The sequence below is a fragment of the Acinetobacter sp. BIGb0196 genome (assembly GCF_011759595.1).
Lineage (GTDB): Bacteria > Pseudomonadota > Gammaproteobacteria > Pseudomonadales > Moraxellaceae > Acinetobacter > Acinetobacter guillouiae.
Genome location: NZ_JAAOZA010000002.1, coordinates 1,371,136 through 1,395,743 on the forward strand (window position 1 = coordinate 1,371,136; position 24,608 = coordinate 1,395,743).

The following is a 24,608-nucleotide window of genomic DNA, read 5'->3' on the forward strand; positions in this document are numbered from 1 at the left end:
TTAAAAATGCTTGGCTGATCATGTTTAATCAGCAATGTCTTTTCTTAAATCTCGACAACTGGGAATATCGGTATAGCGATATACCTGATAACCTGCTTGTTCTAACATCTCGTCACGTTGTGCATCGATATGTTCTTTGCCAAGGTGACTGGGATCATCAAGTTCAATAATAGCAATCACTTCAAGCTGTTTGTCGAGTAGCACAAAGTCGGTCACTTTGCGATTGAATTTGGAACGCAATTTAAATTGATTGCAATCAATTAATGCGCTAAACGCGACTTGTGCAAGTACATGATGTTGTGGAAAGGCTTCATTTAAACGGAAAAACATTTTCTGTTCAAAAGGGGTGATCACACGTTTTGCATAATAATGTTTATTTCGAAATAAATACTGACCAAAGCAGGCAAGCAATAAAGCAAAGGTTGCGATACTGCCAATCAATAAAAATAAAATTTGATGTAAATCGAGAGACATAAGGGATCGGTATCGTATAGACAAGAAAAAACCCACTCAATCATGAGTGGGTTTTTAAAATCTGGCTCTCCAACCTGGGCTCGAACCAGGGACCTGCGGATTAACAGTCCGTCGCTCTACCGACTGAGCTATTGGAGAATCTGGAACGCATTTTAGGGATGAAATGGGAATGGGTCAAGGAAAAATTGTTAAATTCATCATAAAAAAGCATTATTTGCTAAATATTTGATCATTCTGAATAAAAGTAAATCTGAATAAAAGCAAAGTTGTTTTAAACGTTCTAAAATTTAGGCGTAAGCCGAAAAACGTTTAAATCTTTTGTCTATAGAAAATAAAGATATAAAAAAGCCCACTTCATTATGAGTGGGCTTTTTAGAATCTGGCTCTTCCACCTGGGCTCGAACCAGGGACCTGCGGATTAACAGTCCGTCGCTCTACCGACTGAGCTATGGAAGAATAGATGGCTCTCCAACCTGGGCTCGAACCAGGGACCTGCGGATTAACAGTCCGTCGCTCTACCGACTGAGCTATTGGAGAATCTGATGCGCATTTTATGGATGAAAGCCAAAGTGGTCAAGTGAAATGATAAGAAAAAAGTCTTAAATGTTTTTTTATTGTCCGAATTTAAAGAGTTTGTATATATATTGATTATTTTTAAAGTTTTCCAGTTCTTTATTCGAGATTAAATGATCATAAGTGATTAAATTTTGTTGCAGCTGAAGAAGGGTTTGTATTCGTTGTGATGTTTTCATTCGGACTAAAGCGCTAAAAATAATCGCGATTTCTAAGATTTGAATATTTTTAAAAAGCAAGTTTGATGAAATCACTATATTTTTAACCCTATAGGCTTTTTTCCACAAAAAATGTTGTTGCATAATGTGATCAATAAACATTAAGTCAAGTTCGTAACACATACCAAAAGAAAAGCCTCGATGTTCTTGCTGTATTTTACGCATGCTGAAAGCAGAAATTTGTGCATAATTAATGGTGATTTTTATTGCATACATTTGAATTTGGCAAAACTCGGAATGAAAACATATCTGTGGTCGTCCATGTTTGATCAGCAAAGACAATGAAATAAGTTTAAACAACACAATAAACAGCCAAAATAGGACCACAAAAATAAAAGTGAAGCTGATATCGTCCGTGTCGGTAATATAGAGATAACAGGGGATCTGAATAGCGCTAAGCATTGCATAACTATAAAAGATTTTTATTGGATCTGCTTTTACCGTGTAATTAGGATTGATCATATTTGAATTGAAAAAATTGAATCGCATAAAAAGGCCATTCTAATCAGAATGGCCTTTTTACAAAAATAAAATGCTGAGATCTTATTTTTCAACACCAGCTTCTTGGCCGGCATATTTCGCGTTTGCATAGTCCCAGTTTACAAGGCTTTCTAAGAAAGTCGAAATGTATTTAGGACGAGCATTACGGAAGTCGATGTAATAAGCATGTTCCCAAACATCAATTGTAAGTACCGCTACTTTGCCATGTGCAAGTGGAGTATCTGCATTTGAAGTTTTAAGAATAGAAAGCTCGCCATTCACTTTATCAGCAACTAACCAAGCCCAACCTGAACCGAATTGAGTTGTTGCAGCAGCTGCGAACTCTTCAGCAAATTTTTCGTAAGAACCGAAAGCTTCATCAATTTTAGCAGCTAAAGCGCCAGTAGCTTTACCGCCACCGTTTTTAGCCATACAGTTCCAGTAGAATGTGTGGTTCCAAACTTGTGCAGCGTTGTTGAATACACCTGCTTTAGAAGCATCGCCAGCAACAGCAACAATGATCTCTTCTAAAGTTTTACCTTCAAGATCAGTACCCTTGATTAAGTTGTTTAAATTTACAACATAAGTATTGTGGTGCTTGTCATGGTGGAATTCTAAAGTTTCTTTGCTGATGTGCGGCGCAAGATCTTCATAGCCGTATGGTAAAGCAGGTAAAGTAATGGTTGTCATGTTTTAAATTCCTTGCATTTAGCTGGGTTTTAACATTAAGTGGCTTTATTGTAATGGATTCTTTCAACAATTGTGCAAGATGTTAAATAACAATACACAATTTATTTCGATTTAATACGTATATAGAAAATCTAAAAAGTACATCGCATTTTTATGGAAAAGTGTCTAATCGGCAGAGCAATATTTGCCAAAAAATGCGCTACATTTTTTAGGATAGCGCTTAAATCGGGTTGTTGAGTTCGAAATAACTAGCGTCAATATTGAACTGTTCAGCGATCGCTTGAGCAAGTTGTTGAACACCATAGCGTTCTGTTGCATGGTGACCACATGCGTAGTAATGCACATCTAACTCTTTGGCTTCATAAAAAGTACGTTCGCTGACTTCACCTGAAATATAGGCATCACAATTCATCGCTGCCGCTTTGCCAATAAAATCCTGTGCTCCACCTGTACAAAATCCGACTTTTTGAATCAATGTTTTTTCTGCATTGAGATGGATGGTGTTGAAACCTAATTTTTCAGTGAGAAGGTGTTTAAAATCTTCTGGTGAGATCGGGTTTTTTAAATAACCAATATTACCAATCGGATTGCGTTCGCTTGGGTCTAAAGCTTCAATATTTTCCAGCCCAAGGATTTTGGCAATCATTGCATTATTCCCCAGCGTTGGATGCGAATCTAAGGGGAGGTGGTATCCAACAAGTGAAATATCATTTTGAATTAATGCTTTGATTCGTTTGCCACGCATGCCAGTGATTGGATAGGGTTCACCTTTCCAGAAATAACCATGATGGACCAAGAGCAGGTCTGCTTGTTGTGCAATCGCTGCATCAATCGCATCCTGTGACGCTGTGACTGCACACAGGATTTTTTTTACTTCAGATCGTCCTTCGATTTGTAATCCATTGGGCGCGTAATCTTTAAATTCATGTGATTTTAAGGTTTGATCACACCACTGGATGATATCTTTGAGTAAAGCCATGAATAACCTTTATTTAAATGAAGTGTGTTAAGACCATCAAAACATATTTTAAATTGTAACTAAAGCTGAACAAAACTCTTTGTGTTTTTTATGTTTCTTGATTGATTTGCTTTACAATATACAAATTGCTTTTGCATCAACGAATTAAAAAATTCTTAGAGGAATAAAAACGTGCGGCGTTCATTTACTTGGCTCCCTTGGGTTTTACTGATACTGGTTATTATTTGTTTTGTGGTTTGGCAAAAACTTCAACAGCCCAAAGCACCGATTGCTGCTGATGGTGTGAAGATGCCTGCTGAGAAAGTTGAGCCTTTGGTCAATACATCTCGAACGGGTGGTGTGGTGTCCTATAGTGCTGCCGTTAAGGTTGCCGCACCAGCAGTGGTGAATATTTTTACCACTCAAAAAGTGAAACAAAATCATCCATTGCTCAATGATCCTGCGTTTAGAGAGTTCTTTGGAAATCAGATTCCTGAACAAAATCAAAACCAGAATGAAAATAGTCTGGGTTCAGGGGTGATTGTGCGTCCAGATGGTTATATTTTGACAAATAATCATGTGATTGCTCAAGCAGATCAAATCGTTGTTGCCTTGCAAGATGGTCGCCGTGCAGAAGCGACTGTAATCGGGACAGACCCTGATACAGATTTGGCTGTGATTAAAATAGAGTTGAAAGAATTACCTGTCTTGCCATTTAAATTGAGTGGCAATGAAGTCGGTGATGTTGTATTGGCAATAGGAAATCCATTTGGTGTCGGGCAAACGGTAACGCAGGGGATTATCTCTGCGACGGGTCGTTCTGATCTCGGTATCAATACTTACGAAGACTTTATTCAGACCGATGCAGCCATTAACCCAGGTAATTCGGGTGGTGCATTGATTGATGTGGCTGGGAATTTGATTGGGGTTAATACTGCAATCTTCTCACAGTCAGGTGGTTCGTTGGGGATAGGCTTTGCCATTCCTGCCAAAATCTGTCAGCAAATTTTAAATTCGATTTTAAAAGATGGTCGTGTGATTCGTGGATGGATGGGCATTAGTTTAGTTCCTCCAACGCAAGCAGATGTTTTACAACCGCGTCAGCCAGGTGTTGTGGTTGCTGATGTATTGAAAAAAGGTCCTGCGGCGGAAGCGGGGATTAAAGTGGGCGATCGTATTGTTAAAGTGAATAATGAAGATATTACTTCAACCTCACATTTAATTAATTATGTTGCACTCCAAGCACCGAATACCGATATTCAAGTTGAAGTCATCCGTGGCGAACAAACCGTCAATCTCACGGTTAAAGTGGGTGAGCGTAAAGTTCAAAGTGCTGACTCACAATTTATCCCTTTACCACGACGTTAAGTATCGCAAAAATTTTAGCCCTGATTCATCAGGGCTTTTTTATTTCTGAGATGCAGATTTTCCTTAGCTCATAAGACTATTTAGTGAGGCCAATTGGCACAGGGATTAGGTAATAGGCTATGGATTGCACCAACCTCTTCATCTGAGAGCTTTGCATCTTTATTTTTATCTAAGAATTTAAATAATTTAATTTTTTTATCTTTGCCTTGAAACTGTCTGTCATCTGGCCACGGTAGTGGATCAAAGTCTTTGACTTTTAAGAACTCATTGAGTTCAAAGGTATCATTCTTATTTAAATCATAGGTCTTATGAAACTTCTCCCAGTCTAAAGAAGCCGGATCACAGGCAAAGCTAAAGCTTGAAAGTGCGCTACAACTGAGAATGAGACTATAGATTATTTTATTCATTTGTTTTATCCCATTTTTTTAATTAGCTTTGATTATAAAGACAAAGTGATTTTAAACGAATGGCTGCATCTCAACAAAACTATTTCCGTCTTGATTTAATCTATTCGATAGAAAATCATCAATATCTACTGTATTTAAAAAAAAACAGTGCCGAAGCACTGTTTTTATTGCAATAAAATGCTATTCAATTAACTTTCTTGTTGAATTCCAGCAACTAACCAATCTTGAGTAGACCCTGCTGGTTTAACAAAGTGCCATACTTCTGAGAACGGTACAGGTTGACTATTTAAGTCTTCGCTGACAGTTCCTGTAAAACGAACACTCACCACGTATTGTCCATTTTCTGTTGCACTATCCAATACCAATGCATTTAAGTTTGAAAACTCAGCCACATCTTGATCTTGGTTTGCCATGATATCGCTGTACATTGACTGATAAAGATCAGCTGTTAAATAGCGTTGAATTTCAGCAATATTGCTCACTGAGTTCATTGACTGAATATGGTTAAAGCGTTGACGAGCAACACGTAAGAAAGCAGCAGGTTCAGTTCCATCCGGAAGTTGATTGCCGCTTTGCATAGAGGCTGCGCCAAACGGTGCTTGTGTTGCAGTACCACCATTGACAGACTGACCAAAAATATTGGTCGTGTCGTTTGAACTACGTGCCGTATTGTTTTGACCAAATGGCGCAGATGTTGGACCTGTGCTATTTGGTGCATATGGATTATTGCTGGCTAATTTTTTTTTTGCGCCGAATTTACGGAACAAGAAGAATGCAGCACCTGCGATCAGGATTAACCAGATCCAGCTTGGAATTCCACCTTTTTTCTCTTCTTGTTGAGCAGCTGCTTGTTGTTTCGCTAATTCAGCATCATTGGTCTGTGCTTGGGCATTACCATTATGATCATCAGCCATTGCATTTGCCGCAATCGCACCTACTGCTGCACCTGCAACACCAGCAGCAACCATTTTACCTACACCAGAACCTGATTTTTGTTGACCAGGTTGAGCAGGCGTTGGTTGTTGAGCAGGCGTAACTTGTCGAGGTTGAGAATAAGACTGACTTGAACTCGAAGAACGGCTCATGCCATGGCTTTTACCACCACCTGCACGTTTTGCTTCAGCTAAAGGTGCTACAGCCAAAGTTGCCATTAAAATACCTGCGACCAAGCCGCGCTGTCGAACTTCCATTGAATCTACCTATATTAAAAATATGTTGATGAATATGAGTGCAAGCACATTACTGTAATTGCTTTTCATAGTTCTCTTTATGCAGTCTTTTTAAGAGAATTTCAATGTTTTTAAGATTTATTTGCACATATATTCACATAAACATAACGAATATATTGCTGGGCTTTTAAAGCCCAATACGGATTTTCTAATCTATTGAAATAATTAAAACTATCAATTTAAAAAGGCTTTTATCATATCGGTGGAATTGTGCTGTGATATACAAATTTAGTGCAGCAATTTATGATAAAAATTCTCATGATTTAATGGATAATTTATAGCGTGTAGTATCCAGCCTTTACCTTTAAATTATTTGAATAAATATCGATCGATCAATCCGTTATAAAAATGATTAAAGCAAAACTGTTGTTTCAACTTTAGTCAGAGATTTAATTTTTATTGGATCTATGATGGTTCATTTAATGAGGGAGAAGAAGCAAATTTTTATTTAAGCTATCTATCAAAGCAAGCTTACTTCCTTGTAAGGCTTGGTCCTATTTTATAAATGGGATGCTTAGACTTCATCACTCAATTGCATGGCTTCTGTTAATGCCTCATGCAGTCGAGCCACTGCAATGATTTGTACACCTGCAATAGGCTTTTGGGGGGCATTGCCTCTAGGTACGATGATGTATTTAAAACCATGTTTTATGGCTTCTTTTAAGCGTTCTTGTCCATTGGGAACAGGGCGTATTTCACCTGATAGACCCACTTCACCAAACACAGCCAATTGTTGTGGTAAAGCTTTAGAGCGTAAACTTGAAGCACAGGCCAAAAGTACCGCAAGATCAGAACCTGTTTCGGTAATTTTCAAGCCACCCACGACATTGACATAAACGTCTTGTCCAGAGGTCTGCACACCACCATGACGATGCATGACTGCAAGCAACATATTTAAGCGGTTTTGTTCTAAACCGAGTGCGACCCGACGTGGTTGTCCATGTGCGTCATCAACCAGCGCTTGAACTTCAACCAATAACGGACGTGTACCTTCACGACTGATCATCACCACTGAACCGGGAATCGCTTCATCATAACGACTTAAAAAGATAGCAGATGGATTGGCGACTTCTTTTAAGCCTTTATCTGTCATGCCAAATACACCAAGTTCATTGACTGCACCAAAACGGTTTTTGACAGCACGAATCATACGGTAACGGGAGTCAGATTGCCCTTCAAAATACAGTACGCAATCGACCATATGCTCAAGCACACGCGGACCTGCCAAGGCACCTTCTTTGGTGACGTGACCAACAAGAAATAACGCTGTACCACTATTTTTTGCAAATCGAGTCAATAGTGCCGCTGACTCACGAATTTGCGAAACACCGCCGGGAGCAGATTGTAAGGTTTCGGTATATAAGGTTTGGATTGAGTCAAGGATGGCAACGGCAGGGCGTAATTGTGCGAGGGTATCACAAATTCGTTCTACACACGTTTCTGCCATGACTTGTAATTTATCAGTAGCTAAGTCGAGGCGATTAGCACGTAAAGCCACTTGTGAAAGTGATTCTTCCCCTGTGACATAGAGCGCTGAATTCTTCGCAGCAGCCATATGTGTTGCGGTTTGCAACAGAATCGTTGATTTACCAATACCGGGGTCACCCCCGATCAGGACGACAGAACCTGTGACTAAGCCACCGCCAAGTACTCGGTCAAATTCACCAATACCCGTAGCTAAACGTGTTTCATTGGACACGGTAATCTGGTTAAGCAAGGTGACATTGGCTGCTTGTCCTGCATACCCACCGCCCATAGGTTTGGCACGATGTGATACGACAGGTTCAATTCGCACTTCAGTCAGAGAATTCCATTCACCACAGTCTGAACATTGACCTGCCCATTTTGGATGGTCTGTACCACATTGTTCACAACGATAAACAGTTTTGACTTTGCCCATTTTGAGTGCGTTCACCTTTTGAATGATGTGCTGAATGTACCAATAGCGCCATTGAAATACAATTTTTTGCTTAACATCTCGCCAAAAACTATTTTGGCACGTAAACTGCAAATCGAAGGAACGGTAAAAATAAGAAAGGTAAGGGATAGTCGTTTGACTATTAAATAAGCTAAAAGATGAAAAAACTTAGATATTTTAAGTATTCATTGAAAAAGGCTTTTTTATTTTTTTTGTTTTAAGCTACTTTTGTACAACGAAATCTGAGAGAAGAATATAACAATGTCAAATGAAAACCTCAGTTCTTCTGCGGAAACAGGTGAACTAGCAAGAAGTTTATCGAATCGTCATCTACAATTGATTGCAATTGGTGGTGCGATTGGTACAGGCTTATTTATGGGTTCAGGGAAGACGATCAGTCTTGCGGGACCATCCATATTATTTATTTACATGATCATTGGTTTGATGGTTTTTTTCGTCATGCGTGCGCTTGGTGAACTGTTACTTTCGAACTTGCAATACAAGTCATTTATTGATTTTTCTACAGATTTGATCGGACCATGGGCAGGCTATTTTGTCGGATGGACCTATTGGCTGTGCTGGATCACAATTGGTATTGCAGATCTATCTGCAATTATCTATTACTTACAGTTCTTTAATAATGGGTTGCCATTTACTCCAAGTGAAGGGGCAATGATAAGTGTTGCCGCAATCTTCTTTATTTTAGGGTTGAACCTAGTCACAGTAAAACTGTTTGGTGAATTGGAATTCTGGTTTGCGCTGATCAAAATTATTGCCATTGTGGTGTTAATTTTGGTGGGTTTCTGGATGATTTTTACCGGCTTTACTTCAGCAGCAACAGGTCAAGTGGCGTCATTTACTCATCTTTGGGATCATGGGGGAATGTTCCCGAAAGGCTTTGAAGGCTTCTTAGCAGGCTTCCAAATTGCCATCTTTGCTTTTGTCGGTGTTGAACTTGTTGGTACCACAGCAGCAGAAACCAAAGATCCAGAGAAGAACTTACCTAAAGCCGTTAACTCAATTCCAATCCGTATTATTTTCTTCTATGTATTGGCATTGGTGATTGTTATGTCAGTCACACCATGGAATATGATTGATCCTAAAGTTAGCCCATTTGTGAACTTGTTTAGTCAAGCGGGAATTGCTGCGGCTGCAATCATTATGAACTTGGTGGTCCTTTCTTCTGTAATGTCTTCAATGAACAGTGGTGTATTCTCAACAAGTCGTATGCTGTTTGGTCTTTCGCGTGAAGATCAAGGTCCTAAAGCATTTGGTCTGTTAAATAAACGCGCAGTTCCAGCGAATGCTTTATATTTCTCTGGTGTATGTCTATTGGGTGGTGCGGCATTACAATATTTCGTTCCAAACACAGTCGAAGCATTTACTTTAGCAACCACACTATCCACGATCTTGTTTATCTTGGTATGGATCATTATTTTGTGGAGTTACTTGGTGTACTACAAAACACGCCCAGAACTTCATGCAAAATCAGTGTTTAAATTACCCGGTGGACCGATTACTTGTTATATCGTGATCATTTTCTTTGTTGGTACGATTGGTATTCTTGCATTAGAACCAGATACAATGAAATCATTGATGGTCAGTCCGATCTGGCTCATTATCCTTGCAATTGGTTATTTCTGTTTTTATAAGAAAAAATAGTCATTAACGATTTCAATGATATTGATAAGAAAACGTCAGTAATTTACTGGCGTTTTTTTTATTCTCATTTTAAGCTTTAAGGCTTCCGCTTTGGTCTATATTTTAGATTCAAGGTATAAGGTATACTGACGAAAATTTTGGAAATAGGTGAACAAATGCGTTTTGCAATTTGTGGCATCGGTTTAGTTTTAGCAAGTACAGTGTTGGTGGGTTGTGGTCAATCAGGCAATTTGCAGTTGGCAAACAGTCAAGACTATGACAAACGTGCCAAATATTTGCTTTATTCAAAAGATGCCAATAAAGCTGCCCAAAGCAAGGCAAAAGTGCAAGATCAGACAGCCGTTGCAGATCAGTCTGTGCCAGCGTCTCAAGCCACTTCAAACTAAACCTAATTACACTTTCATTGAAAGGATAGATTCATGAGTTTCTCCCGCATTCATGGGGTATTGCATGCAGAGCAATGTTCTTTAGATCAACTCGCGCAGCAATATGGCACACCGCTTTATGTTTATTCAAAAGCAACTTTTGAAAAGCATTATTTGGATATGGATCAGGCATTTAGCTTTATCGATCATCAAATTTGTTTTGCGGTGAAGTCAAACTCAAATCTTGCGGTATTGAATGTATTGGCAAAATTAGGCTCAGGCTTTGATATTGTCACAGGTGGTGAGCTTGCGCGAGTCCTTGCCGCAGGTGGAGATGCTACAAAAATCGTATTCTCAGGTTTAGGCAAACAAGAAGCAGATATTCAAAAAGCCCTAGAAGTCGGGATTGCGTGCTTTAATGTGGAATCCCATGCTGAACTTGATCGTATCCAAAAAGTTGCGGCAGGTTTAGGCAAAAAAGCTCCGATTTCGTTACGGGTAAACCCAGATGTAGATGCGAAAACACATCCTTATATTTCGACAGGTTTAAAAGAAAATAAATTTGGTATTCCATCAGATTCAGTTTTTGAAACCTATCAATATGCAGCGTCTTTACCCAACCTTGATGTGATTGGGATCGATTGTCACATTGGTTCGCAATTAACTGAAACACAACCTTTCGTAGATGCGCTTGACCGCGTCATTATGATGATTGCAAAATTGAAAGAATTGGGCATCCAGCTTAAACACATCGATATTGGTGGTGGTTTAGGGGTGACCTATAAAGATGAAACACCGCCAAGTGTTGCTGAATATGCCAATGCAATGCGTCCAGCTTTAAAGAAATTAGGCTTAAAAGTCTATATGGAACCGGGGCGGAGTATTTCAGCAAATGCTGGGGTATTGGTGACGAAAGTTGATTTGTTAAAACCAACCAATCATCGTAATTTCGCAATTATTGATGCTGCAATGAATGACTTGATTCGTCCATCGCTTTACCAAGCGTGGATGGACATTCAACCTGTGGTATCGCGTATAGATGTTGAAGCAAAGACTTGGGATATCGTGGGCGCCATTTGTGAAACTGGCGATTTCCTTGGTAAAGAACGTAAACTTGCCATTCAGGAAAATGACAATCTTGCTGTTTTAGGTGCAGGTGCGTATGGTTTTGTCATGAGTTCAAATTATAACAGCCGTGGTCGTGCTGCTGAAGTCATGGTCGATGCTGACCAATCGTATGTGATTCGTAAGCGAGAAACGATTGAATCACTTTGGGAAAATGAAAGCTTATTGCCTTAAGGAGCCATTTTAAATGTTATTAGAATTTACCAAAATGCATGGTCTAGGCAATGACTTTATGGTGGTTGATTTAATCAGCCAGCGTGCATTTTTTGATGCAATGACCATTCGCCGTTTGGCTGATCGCCATTTCGGGATTGGTTTTGATCAACTGTTAATTGTTGAACCACCAGATTTTCCTAATGTTGATTTCAAATATCGTATTTTCAATGCTGATGGTTCAGAAGTAGAGCAATGCGGCAATGGGGTGCGTTGTTTTGCACGGTTTGTTTATGAACGTCAGTTGACCAATAAAAAGCGTTTTAAAGTTCAAACCAGCGCTGGTATTGTCGAACCTGAGTTGGGTGAAAATGGTTGGGTGCGCGTCAACATGGGCTATCCAAAATTTTTACCCAATGAGATTCCATTTCTTGCAGAAGAGCCAGATGCATTGTATGACATCGCATTGCAAGATAATGAATTGCTGACTATTGATGTGGTCAATATGGGCAATCCACATGCAGTGACAATCGTTCCCGATGTTTTAACTGCAGATGTTGCCAAAATTGGTCCTCAAGTGGAAGCACATGCACGTTTTCCGCAACGAGTAAATGCAGGCTTTATGCAAATTGTTGATGAAAAGCATGCGCGCTTACGTGTGTTTGAACGTGGTGTGGGCGAAACGATGGCATGTGGTACAGGCGCTTGTGCAGCCGCAGTCTCTGGAATGCGTCGTGGCTTACTTGCCAATAATGTCGAAATTGAGTTGGCTGGTGGTAAATTACAAATCGAATGGAAAGAAGGCGATGTGGTTTGGATGACAGGGCCGACGGCAACCGTTTATGAAGGTCGTTTAGATTTACGTTATTTCCAAGGTTGATCTGCTTTTCTTTTTACAGCTTAGAGCAAAGCCCTGAATTAATTTCAGGGCTTTTTTATCTCTAACTGCTTAGTTTTTGGATTAAAAAAGACCAGATAAATGTTTATACTGTTTAGAGATCTAAATAAATAATCACAAGGAAAAATAAACAATGGCAATAGATCGTATTGATTGGCATGGTGAATCCGCAGAGCAAGCAGGCTTTCCATATGAAAATGGTGGAACACATATTGGAATTTATTTGGCCTGGATTATCAATAACCAATTGGAAGGTGAGTTTCACCAAGAAGAAAGTGCCGATGAATTAGAACAAGTACGCACACGTCAAATGACTGGACGACAGTTTTTGATCAATATGTGTGATGAAAAATTTTGGGAAGAAGATTTAAATGAACAAGGCTTTGAGTTTACCCAAGCCTATTATGAGAGCCATCAATATTTTAAAGATTATGATGAAATCTTAGTTGATGCTAGAGGTTTGACAGATACTTATGCTGTGGATGATACATGGGACAATTATGATTTGATGGCAGTCGTGATCAGTCAAAAATATGCACAATGGCAGCAGAACCGTTCATAACTCTATGCGCTTTAAGCCAATAAATACTTTCTCTAAGATAAGCTTTTGTATCAGTCTCGAATTTACCCATAAAAAAACACAGTCCAAAATGGGTAGGACTGTGTTTTAACGTAGATCTGTCTGGAGACCAAATCAACGTTAAGTAACCACACTTACAGCGCGCATACTTGTATAATTTATATATGAGGATACTTGTGTATTTTTCAACCAGTTTGGTTGCCAATTTTAAATTAGCAACAGTTGTTGAGTCTACTCACGATTAATTCATTGAATGAATACCAAACATATTGCCTTCAGTATCAATGGCTAAAACAATATGCCCATGAGGCCCAATCGACATTTTTGTTTGATGAACTTGACCACCAGCGGCTGCTACTCGAGCCTCTTCAATGGCACAATCTTCACTACTAAAATAGACAATTGTACTGTTTCCACCAGCAGAAATGCCTTCCATTTTAACCAATGAGCCTGTTGCGCCGTATTGGCTCATATCCGATGGAAATGTCCACATTTCCACCGATGAGTCGTTTGGATCACTAAGTAAACTCAGCTCAGAACCAATCACCGTTTGATAAAATAATTTTGCCCGTGCCATATCATTGACATAGATTTCGAACCAACACACTGGATTTGACATAAACGTGTCCTTTTATTTTGCTGTTATCGGTTTTATAACCATACATGGCTGTATTTATAAGCTTAAGGGCAGTTAAGCCTTTAAACTCTATTTTTAGACTTTATTGTGATTAGCTTATGACAAACTTAACTCAAGCGTAGCTGTATTTTGTAAATAAGTTTATTTTTTAATCAATATTCTAAGGGAAACTTAAAGAAACAATAGATTATAAACATAAAAAAAGAACGCCGAAGCGTTCTCTTTTTCGATCATTGGATCAATGACGTGCAGCTTTTTTGCCTTCATCAACCGCTTTAACGATTGGTGCTTTGACCAATGGCGTAGGTTGCTCAACCAAAGCAAGTGGAAGAATCTCATCGATACTTTTCACAGCTTTAATTTCCAAACCATCTTTCACGTTCTGAGGAATTTCAGCTAAGTCACGAACGTTTTCTTGTGGGATAAACACCAGTTTAACGCCACCACGATGTGCTGCTAAAAGTTTCTCTTTTAAGCCACCAATACGCATTGCTCGACCACCTAAGCTGGTTTCACCTGTCATTGCAATATCAGGACGAATTGCAATCCCAGTGAATGCCGAAACCAGAGCAGTGGTTAATGCTAAACCTGCAGATGGTCCATCTTTCGGTGTCGCACCTTCAGGTAAGTGAACGTGTACGTCAGTTTCTTCAAAACGAGAAGCTTCAATACCCAATTCATCAGCACGTGTACGAACCACAGTCATTGCCGCAGTAATCGACTCTTTCATTACATCGCCGAGTGAACCCGTGGTAATAAATTTACCTTTACCTTTTACTGCTGCAACTTCGATGGTCAATAACTCACCACCGACAGAAGTCCATGCCAAGCCATTTACACGACCCACTTGAGCTTCTTCTTCCGCCATACCGTAATCAAATTTATGCACACCTAAATATTCAGGTAAGTTTTCAGCAGTGACATCAATATGTAAGTTTTTCGCTTTCTTACTGACTGATTCTTTCACCACTTTACGTGCAATCTTCGATACTTCACGTTCAAGGCTACGTACACCAGCTTCACGGGTATAACGACGTACGATGTCACGAATCGCTTCTTCATGAACAGTCAATTCTTTGCCACGTAAACCATTGTTCTTGATTGCTTTTGGAACAAGGTAACGATCAGCAATATTGACTTTTTCGTCTTCGGTATAACCCGGCAAACGAATTACTTCCATACGGTCTAATAAAGCCTCAGGAATATTCATGCTGTTTGCAGTACAGATAAACATTACTTCAGACAAGTCAAGATCAAGATCTAAGTAGTGATCGTTAAACTTGTTGTTCTGTGATGGATCAAGTACTTCAAGCAGGGCAGAAGCTGGATCACCACGATAATCCTGTGCCATTTTGTCAACTTCGTCGAGCAAGAACAGAGGGTTCTTAACGCCAACTTTGGTCAATGACTGCACAATTTTACCCGGCATCGCACCAATATAGGTACGACGATGACCACGAATTTCTGCTTCGTCACGGACACCACCGAGTGCCATACGAACGAATTCACGACCAGTTGCTTTGGCAATTGATTCCCCGAGTGAGGTTTTACCAACACCAGGAGGACCAACTAAACAAAGGATTGGACCTCGAAGTTTTTTCACGCGTGATTGAACTGCTAAGTATTCAACAATACGTTCTTTAACTTCATCCAAACCATAGTGGTCTGTATCTAAAATTTCCTGAGCTTTGGCTAAGTTAATGCTGACTTTGCTGGCTTTATTCCAAGGCGTATCTAAAATAGCCTCAATATAGTTGCGTACAACAGCAGCTTCACTTGACGCAGGTTGCATTGCTTTGAGTTTACGGAATTCATTTTCAGCTTTTTTACGCACATGTTCAGGTAAATCAGCTTCCGCTAAACGTTTTTCAATTTCAGCAACATCATCTTCCGCGCCACCATTCATATCGGAAAGTTCACGCTGAATGACTTTCATCTTCTCATTGAGGAAGTATTCGCGTTGGTTCTTTTCCATTTGGCGTTTTACAGAGTCATGCAATGTTTGCTCAATCTGTTGTTCTTCAGATTGTTGCAATAAATAAGTCATCAGCTCTTGTAAGTGTGCTTCAAACTCATCGTGCTCTAGGAATTTTTGTTTTACATCGATATTTAAAGGTACACGGGTTGCAACAAAGAACAACAATTGTAATAAATCGTCGATTTTATTTGCTGCTGCAATCAATTCACGTGCATTACGTAATTTTGCTTCTGCATACTGTGAAAACAGTGCACGTAATTCTTCTACACGTGTTGCTTGAGTATCTTTATCTACAGATATCGTCATTGGGCTTAATGCATGTTCAGCCGATAAGTATTCATCATTGTCGATGATTTCAACCAACTTAGAACGATGTAAGCCTTCAATCAGTACCTTGATACAGTTTTCATCATTTTCATGATTCACAACTTGTACAATCTTCGCGACGGTACCATATTGATATAAGTTGTCGTGATCAATTTCTTCTGTAAGCGAATCTTTTTGCGCAACTACAAATACTAAATTGTCACTGTTACGAGCCACATCAACTGCATTGATCGATTTTTCACGACCCACAAATAGCGCAATTTGCATATGTGGGTACACAACCACGTCACGCAACGCTAAAAGCGGTAATACACTTGGAACCTGTGGCTCTAAGTTTTCTTGATTCATAATAATCTCAGACATGGGCACTCCTAATGAGTGACAACGGTGTTGCCATGTTTTTTATAGTGATGTGTATTTCAAAAATTACAAGGGCTTTGCCAAATAAAAAGTTTAAAAAATCGCAAGTATCTGATTAACAATTAAACCTATTTGCATTTATTGGTCAATTTAACGGCGAAAATAATAGGTTTTTGCTGGGGTAATTAAGCTATCTAAGGGCTGATCCCATGGATTTCTTTTTAGCTCGTGGGTGAGTAATAACTGAAAATTATGCGCTAAACCGAGTCGATGTGGGCGGTGTGCAGCTGATGCAAGCGTTCGATCATAGAAACCGCCTCCCATGCCCATACGGCTACCTTTTAAATCACAAGCCAATAAAGGCATGACCACCAGATCGAGTATTGAAATATGCTTAGCACGACTTGCCATGGGTTCTAGCATCCCAAGACGATGTAAAGAAAAGCGCCGATTGCGGAACTGCCGATTTGATATTTTGACCCAAACCAGTTTTTTGTTCATATTACAGATCATGGGCAAATACACGGTTTTTCCAATCGCACAGCAATATTCGATAAGCAATTTGGTTTGAATTTCACCAAAAGCATCTAAATATAATCCGATTTTCTGCGCATTGAAAAAATGGCGATGGCGTAGCATCTGTTTAAAGCATTGCAATTCAATGACCATTTGTTGATTGCGGGTCAGCTTTTGTCGTTGTTGTCTTAAAGATCTACGCAGTTGTGAATTTTGATCCATGTTTTGAATGCTAAAACTAAACTATTGCCAGTATACAATGAATTGATAAACAGCATTTATAACGAAATGATCAAGATGTTATTTTGATTATCTTTTATTCACTAGAGTTTGCGATAAATGGGCAGTTTTAAGCTATTATGCTAATCGTTTGATAAAACAAGATTAAATATTGATGTTCTACATTTTAAGTCCGGAGTATCTATTCTGACAAATGTAGGATTTTGCTCAGTCAATTGCAAATGAAAGCACTTCAATTAGGCTGAGAAGAAATTCACGTGAGTGATAATTATGGATAAGCACGAAAATAAACAGGAAAACACCATGCAAAGTCAGCTAAAACAACAATCTCATACCTTGTCACGACGGTTTGTTATCTCAATGCTTGCATTGGCAAGCAGTTTACCGCTGATGAGCTATGCCGCTCCAGCAGCGCCAAAACTGGATCTTGAGTTATCTGCACATTCAAAGAATAAAATTAAAACCTTAATGAATGATCCAAAAGTTTGGCAACAGATTCCCAAAACAGTCACGCTGTGTGTGTATTCTCCTGATGGCGCCAATAGTGAAGCGTTTGAACAAGCGACCAGTTATATCAGTGAACTGCCACGAATTACACAGATTGCTAAGGAATTTGGGGTGGATATGAAAATTACCCGTCCAACCAAATTGTCGATGCATATTGATTTAAATTATCCAAAATTAAAGAAAACCGCTTCTACGGATATTAATTTAAGAGTTTATACCGATGAACGTGTATTGACTGAGGATTTCCGCAGTAAACGCTGTGATGGTGCTGGAATCAGTAACATTCGTGCACGTCAGTTTAATCCGTTTGTCGGCAGTATTGATGCTATTGGGGCAGTACAAAACTATAAGCAATTAACCACCGTGATCCAGTTACTTGCACGGCCTGAGTACGATGCAAAAATGGTCAATCGTGATTATGAAGTGGTGGGGATTGTTCCTTTAGGTGCTGCGTATATCATGGTCAATGATCGCCGTATTGATACCTTATCAAAAGCAGCAGGGAAAAAAGTGGCGGTCATGAACTTTGACGGTACTCAAAAGAAGTTGGTGCAAAATGTTGGTGCACAACCTGTTTCAGTTGATCTATTAACTGTGGGTGGAAAGTTTAATAACAAAGAAGTCGATATTATGGCGGGGCCTGCTTTGTTATTTAAGCCTTTAGAATTGAAAAAGGGTATGACTGATAAAAATGGTAATGTGGTCGGTGGTATTATTCGCTTTCCTTTGATACAGGTCACAGGCATATTAATCATGCATCGGAATAAGTTCCCTGCAGGTATGGGACCAATCGCACGGGAAATGATTTCTAAACAACTCAGCCCAGCATTTCAGTTTGTCGATAAACTAGAGCGAGAAGTTCCAGATAAATATTGGTTTGATATTCGTGAAGCGGATAAACCGGGCTATATTAAGATTATGCGCGAAGCACGTATTCAGATGACCAAAGAAGGCTTCTATGACCCAACAATGATGAAAATTTTGAAAAAGGTTCGATGTGGTCAAACCCCAAGTAGTTTTGAATGTGCTTTAAATGATGAATGATTGGGTTTTGCTCTTGTCTTGATGAGGTATATAAGTCAAAAGCAAAATCACAAACAGCTGATGTTTTTGATTTGAATTAAAAGCTAAAGGAGCAAAATGAAAGTTTATTTTGCTCCTTTTTTATTGCAAAGTTTAGGCAATGCTTTACTACTCTGTTAGATTAAATCCAAGATAAAGAAGATCAAAATTAAGATTTAAATGATGTTAAAAAAACTATTCAAACTCTTGTTGCTGACAGTGTTGTTTTACGTTAACTCGATATATGCCGCACAGTATCAGACAGGGGATATTATTTTTCATACTTCTAAATCTGCACAAAGTCTTGTGATTCAAAAAGCCACCCATTCGCCATATAGCCACATGGGAATGATTGTGATGAAACAAGGTCAAGCTTTGGTTTTGGAGGCGATTCAGCCTGTGAAATATACACCGCTTCAACAATGGATCAATCGTGGTGTAAATAAAGCCTATGTCGTAAAGCGTTATCAACCTCAATTAACTGCAGAGCAACAGCACAAGTTAGTCAAACAGGCCGAGACTTATTTAAATAAACCCTATGATGTTTATTTTGAATGGAATGATGACGCAATTTATTGCTCTGAAATTGTATGGAAAGCTTATCAATACGCTTTAGGAATAGAATTGGCGCCCTTGGAAAAATTACAAAGTTTTGATCTCACAGATCGAAGTGTTAAAGCACTTATGCGACAACGCTATGGACAGCATATTCCATTGCAAGAAACTGTGATTGCGCCAAGTGCAATTTTTAATTCAAAGAAACTGAAAATGGTTGACTCGGTTGCTGGCTTGAATTGATTGGAAATATAGCAGGCATAAAAAAACCTGAGTCATGATGCTCAGGCTTTTTATAAGAAGCGGTATATACATACATTCTTGAATGTGGCGACCCTACGGGGATTCGAACCCCGGTTACCGCCGTGAAAGGGCGATGTCCTAGGCCTCTAGACGATAGGGTCAATAAATTGAGGCAGACACTTGAAACTAAACCATTAAATTAATGGCGACCCTACGGGGATTCGAACCCCGGTTACCGCCGTGAAAGGGCGATGTCCTAGGCCTCTAGACGATAGGGTCGTTTCAGAGGTGGGCGTATATTAGGGCGAATACTGGCAGGTGTCAAACTTTTTTCCACAATAAAAACTGAAATTGCATTTATATGGATAAAAACAAAGCAATATGAGCAAAGTGGTTAAAATTAAGACCATTATTACGGCTTGGGGTACACAATGGGATCTAAAATATTTTTAATCACCGCAGGATGTTGTAAGTAGCCTGCGATTTGATGAGGAGTATGAATAAACGTTGAAATCGCGGTATTTAAAATCGCGGGTTGAAAGTCAAAGGGCGCGTTGATCAAAGGAAAAGCAGTTAAAAAATCATCTGGTGAATAGAAATTATGCCAATCACCATTTAGACAATTTGGTCTTTTGATTGGTGGTGCCAGTTTAGACTGAATCACTTTAAAGGCGAGTGGTGAGCCTAAGGTAATAAAGCGTTGTATCTGGTAGTTTGTTTGCAGCTGTTGTAAAAGATTATAGGCAATCACGGTTCCTAATGAATGCGCAACGATAATATGCGGTTGATCGGGTTCTAAGCTAGCGAGTATCCGTTGATGCACTTCATCCATAAACTGAGGATTGGCGAGGTATAAATAAGTTTCGATCAGGAATTTATGAATCAGACTTTCATGAAGTTTTGGAAAATTATTTAAAATTAAAGAGAACTCTTTGAGCGCTTTATCTTTTAACAATTGCGAAGCCAAATACAAGCGTTTGGACAGTTTTAAGTCATGCTCAGGCATGAAGTAGGGCAATATTGGAATTGCAGGAGGGGCATTTAAGGTTGTAGTGGGTAGCGTTGTTGTATGTTTATGAAAGTGAAAGTTTACCCATGATTTAGGCAGAAAGCTTTCTAAGTCAAAGCGATTGCTTAATTGGTGTTTACTGATTAAATCGCCATAAAAAGCCAAGCGAATATCTAATTGTGCTGTTGAAATAGGCAGTTTAAGTTCATCGATTCCCTGTTGAAGAATATCAATCCAATGTTGCTTTAAACTCTCAGCATTATAATTCTGCTGGTTCATACCATGAATAAAAATAATCTTCATTGGGGTTTTTATAGATTGTTATGTTTAACTATTAAATTACGAGCTTAAACTGATTTTGACTATCTATGAATGTACAAAAAGTGTAGCCAATGGCTACACTTTTTGTTTAGGCATGATCAGTAAGATTTTGTTTAGGATTGTGATTGATCTTTATATAAGAATGCGTAGCTGATATAGCAAATTGCAATAAAGATTAAACAACAAATAAAGCCAACTACCATCTCAGGGTCAAATACCATACTGATACAGGTAATTAAACAGAAGATAAAACCTAAGATCGGCACAATTGGAAACAATGGTGCAGCAAAGCCTAATTCAGCTTTGGTATGACCTTGTTTGTACCATTGACGTCTAAAATTAAATTGGCTCAGACAAATACTCATCCACACCACAACCATGGTAAACGCAGCCACACCCAACAAGTTTTTAAAAATAGTCTCAGGTGCAAATTGCTCTGAAAGCAGACCAGGTAATGCACCGAACATAGTGACAATCACCGCAATATATGGAATACCGCGTGCATTGACTCTAGAAAACAGTGCTGGAAGCTGTTTCTTGGCTGAGAGCGACCACATCATACGTGATGCCGCAAATAGCCCTGAGTTGGCCGCAGACAACAACGCAGTGATGATCACAAAACGGATAATGTCTTCTGCGTATGGAATACCAATATGATCAAATACCGTAACAAATGGGCTGCTACTGACCCCTTCAGCATGTAATCCTGCCATTTGGTGAGGCAGCAGTGCACTAATTACGATGATAGTACCAACAAAGAAAATCAATAAACGCCAAATAGCAGTATTGATGGCTTTAGGCACATTTTTCGCGGGATCTTCAGTTTCACCCGCAGCAACGCCAATCAACTCAGTGCCAGAGAAGGCAAAGTTCACGATTAACATGGTGGTGAAGATTGGGAATAGACCTTGTGGGAACCAGCCTTCATCGGTCAAATTACTAAATAATGGTGCTGAAGTATGTCCCTGATAATTTAAAATACCAAAAATTGCCAAAAGGCCAAAAAGAATAAAAGCGATTACCGTGATGACTTTAACCAAAGAGAGCCAGAACTCAGATTCGGCAAACCATTTGGTTGAACTCATATTTAAGCCAAACACGATTGCTGCAAAAATCAGCGTCCATAACCACATTGAGATATGCGGAAACCATTCTTGCATTAACAAAGCCGCAGCAGTAAATTCAGTGCCTAGTGTTGCTGACCATGTTAACCAATACAGCCAAGTAACGGTGTATCCTGTACCTGGACCAATGTATCGTTGCGCATAAGTACCAAATGAACCAGACTCAGGCATATGAACTGCAAGTTCACCTAAGCACAGCATCACCATATAGGCAATTACACCACCGAGGATGTAAGAGATAATGGCACCAATCGGACCTGTTTGTGAGATCACCTCACCAGAACCTAAAAAAAGCCCTGTACCGATTGCACCACCAAGCGAAATCATCACCAAGTGACGAGTACTCATTGCTCGTTTGAGTGGTGAAGAATTAGATGATACCTGAGCATCATTTTGATTTGGTGATGACTGCATAAGCTTCAGATGGAAATAAAACGAGAAGCGCGCTATTTTAGCCCAATTCATAAATAGTGCAATGATTGAGTGTTGCTAATGCTCAATAAGCAATACTATAAATCACCGCGATTTTATGGTTTTTATAAATAAATATTTAAATCAATTATTTATATTTAACTCTGCACTGATTATTTTAAATTAAAAATCCAGATTATTGATGAAAAAACAATCTTTTAAATATGACGGGATGGTGGTTTTTAACTGCTTTAAATACGATAGATATAAAAAAGCCTGAGTCGTATTGCTCAGGCTTTTTTACGAGAAAGTTTTATGTTGGAAACAATCTCAAATATGGCGACCCTACGGGGATTCGAACCCCGGTTACCGCCGTGAAAGGGCGATGTCCTAGGCCTCTAGACGATAGGGTCGTAATGAGGTGATGCGTATATTAAGGATAAAAGACATTTTTGTCAAAATGGATTTATCGAAAAAGCGTTTAACTGATGAATCTATAAGCGAATCATAATGTATTTGTTTTTAATTTAGCCAGAAAGCTATTTTTTGCTTTTTAGAAGAATCCAAATCAAATAAAAACGGCTTGATTTATATATGGATCACTGAAAAATTATGCTGCGGATTAAAAGCCTAAAATAGAAAAGCCCGTATGAATACGGGCTGATCAGTGATTTACAATGCGACTTAATTTTTCTGATGATAAAGCCAGTAATAAGTTGCATAACATGCTGCCATAAACACTAAACAACCAATAAAGCCAGAAAGCATTTCCGGATCTGCTGCCATACTTAAACCGGTTGCGGTACAAGTGATAAAGCCAAGAATTGGTACAACGGGATACCACGGCGTTTTAAATTTTAAATCAGCCAGTGTTTTACCGCTGGCTAGCCATTTACGACGGAAATTAAACTGACTCCAGCAAATACTCATCCACACGATAACCATGGTAAATGCTGCCACACCGAGTAAGTTTTTAAAGATCACATCTGCGCCAAATTGCTCCGACAGTAAACCGGGTAAACCCCCAATCATGGTCACAAAAATTGCAACAACAGGGGTGCCTGATTTGGTCAGTTTGGAAAAAACTCGAGGTAATTGTTTTTGAATTGAAAGCGCCCACATCATACGAGATGCCGCATATAGTCCTGAATTAGCAGTGGACAAAAGCGCTGTAATGATCACAAAACGCATGATGTCTTCTGCGTAAGGAATTCCAATCAAATTAAATACAGAAACAAACGGACTATTACTGATCCCTTCACCATGTGCGGCTAGGCCAGCATCTTGATAGGGCAATAATGAACTGATGACAATAATGGTACCAACAAAGAAAATCATTAACCGCCAAACCGCAGCATGAATCGCTTTGGGGACATTTTTTTCAGGATTTTCAGTTTCACCAGCAGCAATCCCAATCATCTCAGTACCATTAAAGGCAAAATTTACAATCAGCATGGTGGCAAAAATAGGAAATAAACCATTGGGTAACCAACCATATGCGGTTAAATTACTGAATAAGGGTGCAGTTTCATGACCATGAAAGGGGATTAACCCAAATATTGCGGTTAGGCCGAGTAAGATAAATACCAGTACCGTTGCAACTTTAACAAAAGACAACCAAAACTCTGACTCTGCAAAAAAGCGTGTTGAGGTTAGATTGGAGATCAAGACGGCAACAATAAAGACCAAGGTCCATAACCAGATGGAGGTTGTTGGAAACCATTCCTGCATCAGCATGGCTGCCGCTGTAAATTCAGTCCCCAAGGTGGCAGACCAGCCAAGCCAGTACATCCACGACACCATGTAACCTGTACCCGGTCCAATATTTTTAGCTGCAAAAGCACCAAAAGATCCAGTCACAGGTTGATTGACCGCAAGTTCGCCTAAGCACAGCATCACCATATAGGCAATTAAACCACCGATAATATAGGCAATCACTGCACCAATCGGCCCAGCTTGTGCAATCACTTCACCTGAACTTAAAAATAAGCCAGTACCAATCGCACCGCCTAATGACAACATGATCAGATGGCGTTTGGTCATGGATCTTTTTAAGACAATAGTTTGCCCATCAGCGACAGTGTGCTGATTCGATTGAACAGGTGATTGCATATTTGATGTCATTGAACTTTAAAGAGATATTTTAGATTAAAATGCCAAAATTGACAAAATAAAATAAGCCGTCAACTTCTAAAGTCTAAAGAACGAGGGATGAAATAA

The 24,608-nt window shown here is 39.2% G+C and carries 21 protein-coding genes and 6 tRNA genes; 8 read left to right on the top strand and 19 right to left on the bottom strand.

The window, feature by feature from the left end:
- Positions 1-24: 24 nt before the first annotated feature.
- The 7 genes from FHR28_RS19145 to FHR28_RS19175 all read right to left on the bottom strand — a co-directional run bounded on the left by FHR28_RS19145 (position 25) and on the right by FHR28_RS19175 (position 3,414).
- Positions 25-474 carry a DUF2726 domain-containing protein gene (locus FHR28_RS19145; protein WP_056514285.1) on the bottom strand — a complete coding sequence of 150 codons (450 nt, stop codon included), beginning with the start codon at positions 472-474 and terminating at the stop codon, positions 25-27.
- Between the two features lie 62 nt (positions 475-536).
- Positions 537-612: transfer RNA gene (locus FHR28_RS19150), tRNA-Asn, on the bottom strand.
- Between the two features lie 242 nt (positions 613-854).
- A tRNA-Asn gene (locus tag FHR28_RS19155) sits at positions 855-930 on the bottom strand.
- A 5-nt stretch (positions 931-935) separates the two neighbouring features.
- A tRNA-Asn gene (locus tag FHR28_RS19160) sits at positions 936-1,011 on the bottom strand.
- 74 nt (positions 1,012-1,085) lie between these two features.
- The gene (locus FHR28_RS21970; RefSeq protein ID WP_224964951.1) at positions 1,086-1,481 is read right to left on the bottom strand and encodes a hypothetical protein; all 396 of its coding nucleotides are present in this window, start codon (positions 1,479-1,481) and stop codon (positions 1,086-1,088) included.
- 327 nt (positions 1,482-1,808) lie between these two features.
- Positions 1,809-2,435: a superoxide dismutase gene (locus FHR28_RS19170; RefSeq protein WP_004722425.1), complete on the bottom strand. Its 627-nt coding sequence runs from the start codon at positions 2,433-2,435 to the stop codon at positions 1,809-1,811.
- A gap of 220 nt (positions 2,436-2,655) precedes the next feature.
- Positions 2,656-3,414 (bottom strand): Nif3-like dinuclear metal center hexameric protein, encoded by a 759-nt coding sequence (locus FHR28_RS19175; RefSeq protein ID WP_166783304.1) that lies wholly within the window; start codon positions 3,412-3,414, stop codon positions 2,656-2,658.
- Positions 3,415-3,585: 171 nt separating this feature from the next.
- Between FHR28_RS19175 and FHR28_RS19180 the strand changes: the two genes are divergently transcribed.
- A complete protein-coding gene (locus tag FHR28_RS19180) occupies positions 3,586-4,761 on the top strand; it encodes a S1C family serine protease (RefSeq protein ID WP_004722420.1) in 1,176 nt (391 codons plus the stop codon).
- 80 nt (positions 4,762-4,841) lie between these two features.
- Here the strand turns inward: FHR28_RS19180 and FHR28_RS19185 are convergent, their stop codons facing one another.
- The 3 genes from FHR28_RS19185 to radA all read right to left on the bottom strand — a co-directional run bounded on the left by FHR28_RS19185 (position 4,842) and on the right by radA (position 8,297).
- Entirely contained in the window at positions 4,842-5,168 is a 327-nt protein-coding gene (locus FHR28_RS19185; RefSeq protein WP_004722418.1) for a hypothetical protein, read from the bottom strand.
- A 188-nt stretch (positions 5,169-5,356) separates the two neighbouring features.
- On the bottom strand, positions 5,357-6,358 hold the full coding sequence (locus FHR28_RS19190; protein WP_004722417.1) for a Tim44 domain-containing protein: 1,002 nt from the start codon (positions 6,356-6,358) through the stop codon (positions 5,357-5,359).
- Positions 6,359-6,911: 553 nt separating this feature from the next.
- Positions 6,912-8,297: a DNA repair protein RadA gene (gene radA, locus FHR28_RS19195; protein WP_004722416.1), complete on the bottom strand. Its 1,386-nt coding sequence runs from the start codon at positions 8,295-8,297 to the stop codon at positions 6,912-6,914.
- Between the two features lie 279 nt (positions 8,298-8,576).
- On the opposite strand from radA, the gene FHR28_RS19200 reads away from it, so the two are divergent.
- The 5 genes from FHR28_RS19200 (at position 8,577) to FHR28_RS19220 (ending at position 13,080) form a co-directional block, all read left to right on the top strand.
- The gene (locus tag FHR28_RS19200) at positions 8,577-9,977 is read left to right on the top strand and encodes an amino acid permease (RefSeq protein ID WP_004722415.1); all 1,401 of its coding nucleotides are present in this window, start codon (positions 8,577-8,579) and stop codon (positions 9,975-9,977) included.
- A 155-nt stretch (positions 9,978-10,132) separates the two neighbouring features.
- Positions 10,133-10,363 (top strand): hypothetical protein, encoded by a 231-nt coding sequence (locus tag FHR28_RS19205; RefSeq protein ID WP_004722414.1) that lies wholly within the window; start codon positions 10,133-10,135, stop codon positions 10,361-10,363.
- A 33-nt stretch (positions 10,364-10,396) separates the two neighbouring features.
- A complete protein-coding gene (lysA, locus tag FHR28_RS19210) occupies positions 10,397-11,641 on the top strand; it encodes a diaminopimelate decarboxylase (RefSeq protein ID WP_166783305.1) in 1,245 nt (414 codons plus the stop codon).
- A 13-nt stretch (positions 11,642-11,654) separates the two neighbouring features.
- Positions 11,655-12,500, top strand: a complete 846-nt coding sequence (gene dapF, locus FHR28_RS19215) for a diaminopimelate epimerase (protein WP_004722412.1) — start codon at positions 11,655-11,657, stop codon at positions 12,498-12,500.
- A 151-nt stretch (positions 12,501-12,651) separates the two neighbouring features.
- On the top strand, positions 12,652-13,080 hold the full coding sequence (locus tag FHR28_RS19220; RefSeq protein WP_105713081.1) for a hypothetical protein: 429 nt from the start codon (positions 12,652-12,654) through the stop codon (positions 13,078-13,080).
- Positions 13,081-13,339: 259 nt separating this feature from the next.
- Here the strand turns inward: FHR28_RS19220 and FHR28_RS19225 are convergent, their stop codons facing one another.
- The 3 genes from FHR28_RS19225 to FHR28_RS19235 all read right to left on the bottom strand — a co-directional run bounded on the left by FHR28_RS19225 (position 13,340) and on the right by FHR28_RS19235 (position 17,138).
- The gene (locus FHR28_RS19225; protein WP_004722409.1) at positions 13,340-13,717 is read right to left on the bottom strand and encodes a VOC family protein; all 378 of its coding nucleotides are present in this window, start codon (positions 13,715-13,717) and stop codon (positions 13,340-13,342) included.
- Positions 13,718-13,973: 256 nt separating this feature from the next.
- Complete coding sequence (gene lon / locus FHR28_RS19230; RefSeq protein WP_004722406.1) at positions 13,974-16,403, bottom strand: endopeptidase La; 2,430 nt, start codon at positions 16,401-16,403, stop codon at positions 13,974-13,976.
- Positions 16,404-16,550: 147 nt separating this feature from the next.
- Entirely contained in the window at positions 16,551-17,138 is a 588-nt protein-coding gene (locus FHR28_RS19235; protein ID WP_166783306.1) for a 5-formyltetrahydrofolate cyclo-ligase, read from the bottom strand.
- Positions 17,139-17,516: 378 nt separating this feature from the next.
- Here FHR28_RS19235 and FHR28_RS19240 point away from each other — a divergent pair, with 378 nt between their 5' ends.
- Both FHR28_RS19240 and FHR28_RS19245 read left to right on the top strand, forming a co-directional pair.
- Positions 17,517-18,707, top strand: coding sequence for a putative solute-binding protein (locus tag FHR28_RS19240; protein ID WP_228722132.1), 1,191 nt, complete (start codon positions 17,517-17,519; stop codon positions 18,705-18,707).
- 201 nt (positions 18,708-18,908) lie between these two features.
- Positions 18,909-19,523, top strand: a complete 615-nt coding sequence (locus FHR28_RS19245) for a YiiX family permuted papain-like enzyme (protein ID WP_166783308.1) — start codon at positions 18,909-18,911, stop codon at positions 19,521-19,523.
- Between the two features lie 85 nt (positions 19,524-19,608).
- Here the strand turns inward: FHR28_RS19245 and FHR28_RS19250 are convergent.
- The 6 genes from FHR28_RS19250 to FHR28_RS19275 all read right to left on the bottom strand — a co-directional run bounded on the left by FHR28_RS19250 (position 19,609) and on the right by FHR28_RS19275 (position 24,500).
- Positions 19,609-19,684: transfer RNA gene (locus tag FHR28_RS19250), tRNA-Glu, on the bottom strand.
- Between the two features lie 42 nt (positions 19,685-19,726).
- Positions 19,727-19,802, bottom strand: a tRNA-Glu gene (locus FHR28_RS19255).
- Between the two features lie 133 nt (positions 19,803-19,935).
- Positions 19,936-20,835, bottom strand: a complete 900-nt coding sequence (locus tag FHR28_RS19260) for a hypothetical protein (protein WP_166783309.1) — start codon at positions 20,833-20,835, stop codon at positions 19,936-19,938.
- A 131-nt stretch (positions 20,836-20,966) separates the two neighbouring features.
- Positions 20,967-22,391 carry an amino acid permease gene (locus tag FHR28_RS19265; protein WP_056514257.1) on the bottom strand — a complete coding sequence of 475 codons (1,425 nt, stop codon included), beginning with the start codon at positions 22,389-22,391 and terminating at the stop codon, positions 20,967-20,969.
- A 334-nt stretch (positions 22,392-22,725) separates the two neighbouring features.
- Positions 22,726-22,801 (bottom strand) — tRNA-Glu (locus tag FHR28_RS19270).
- Positions 22,802-23,072: 271 nt separating this feature from the next.
- Positions 23,073-24,500 carry an amino acid permease gene (locus FHR28_RS19275; RefSeq protein WP_166783310.1) on the bottom strand — a complete coding sequence of 476 codons (1,428 nt, stop codon included), beginning with the start codon at positions 24,498-24,500 and terminating at the stop codon, positions 23,073-23,075.
- Between the last annotated feature and the right edge of the window lie 108 nt (positions 24,501-24,608).

Bases quoted from the DNA above. Each gene is read 5' to 3' on its own strand.
- FHR28_RS19145 (WP_056514285.1), bottom strand. From the start codon at position 474: ATGTCTCTCGATTTACATCAAATTTTATTTTTATTGATTGGCAGTATC.
- FHR28_RS21970 (WP_224964951.1), bottom strand. From the start codon at position 1,481: ATGTATGCAATAAAAATCACCATTAATTATGCACAAATTTCTGCTTTC.
- FHR28_RS19170 (WP_004722425.1), bottom strand. From the start codon at position 2,435: ATGACAACCATTACTTTACCTGCTTTACCATACGGCTATGAAGATCTT.
- FHR28_RS19175 (WP_166783304.1), bottom strand. From the start codon at position 3,414: ATGGCTTTACTCAAAGATATCATCCAGTGGTGTGATCAAACCTTAAAA.
- FHR28_RS19185 (WP_004722418.1), bottom strand. From the start codon at position 5,168: ATGAATAAAATAATCTATAGTCTCATTCTCAGTTGTAGCGCACTTTCA.
- FHR28_RS19190 (WP_004722417.1), bottom strand. From the start codon at position 6,358: ATGGAAGTTCGACAGCGCGGCTTGGTCGCAGGTATTTTAATGGCAACT.
- radA (WP_004722416.1), bottom strand. From the start codon at position 8,297: ATGGGCAAAGTCAAAACTGTTTATCGTTGTGAACAATGTGGTACAGAC.
- FHR28_RS19200 (WP_004722415.1), top strand. From the start codon at position 8,577: ATGTCAAATGAAAACCTCAGTTCTTCTGCGGAAACAGGTGAACTAGCA.
- FHR28_RS19205 (WP_004722414.1), top strand. From the start codon at position 10,133: ATGCGTTTTGCAATTTGTGGCATCGGTTTAGTTTTAGCAAGTACAGTG.
- lysA (WP_166783305.1), top strand. From the start codon at position 10,397: ATGAGTTTCTCCCGCATTCATGGGGTATTGCATGCAGAGCAATGTTCT.
- dapF (WP_004722412.1), top strand. From the start codon at position 11,655: ATGTTATTAGAATTTACCAAAATGCATGGTCTAGGCAATGACTTTATG.
- FHR28_RS19220 (WP_105713081.1), top strand. From the start codon at position 12,652: ATGGCAATAGATCGTATTGATTGGCATGGTGAATCCGCAGAGCAAGCA.
- FHR28_RS19225 (WP_004722409.1), bottom strand. From the start codon at position 13,717: ATGTCAAATCCAGTGTGTTGGTTCGAAATCTATGTCAATGATATGGCA.
- lon (WP_004722406.1), bottom strand. From the start codon at position 16,403: ATGTCTGAGATTATTATGAATCAAGAAAACTTAGAGCCACAGGTTCCA.
- FHR28_RS19235 (WP_166783306.1), bottom strand. From the start codon at position 17,138: ATGGATCAAAATTCACAACTGCGTAGATCTTTAAGACAACAACGACAA.
- FHR28_RS19240 (WP_228722132.1), top strand. From the start codon at position 17,517: ATGCTTGCATTGGCAAGCAGTTTACCGCTGATGAGCTATGCCGCTCCA.
- FHR28_RS19245 (WP_166783308.1), top strand. From the start codon at position 18,909: ATGTTAAAAAAACTATTCAAACTCTTGTTGCTGACAGTGTTGTTTTAC.
- FHR28_RS19260 (WP_166783309.1), bottom strand. From the start codon at position 20,835: ATGAAGATTATTTTTATTCATGGTATGAACCAGCAGAATTATAATGCT.
- FHR28_RS19265 (WP_056514257.1), bottom strand. From the start codon at position 22,391: ATGCAGTCATCACCAAATCAAAATGATGCTCAGGTATCATCTAATTCT.
- FHR28_RS19275 (WP_166783310.1), bottom strand. From the start codon at position 24,500: ATGCAATCACCTGTTCAATCGAATCAGCACACTGTCGCTGATGGGCAA.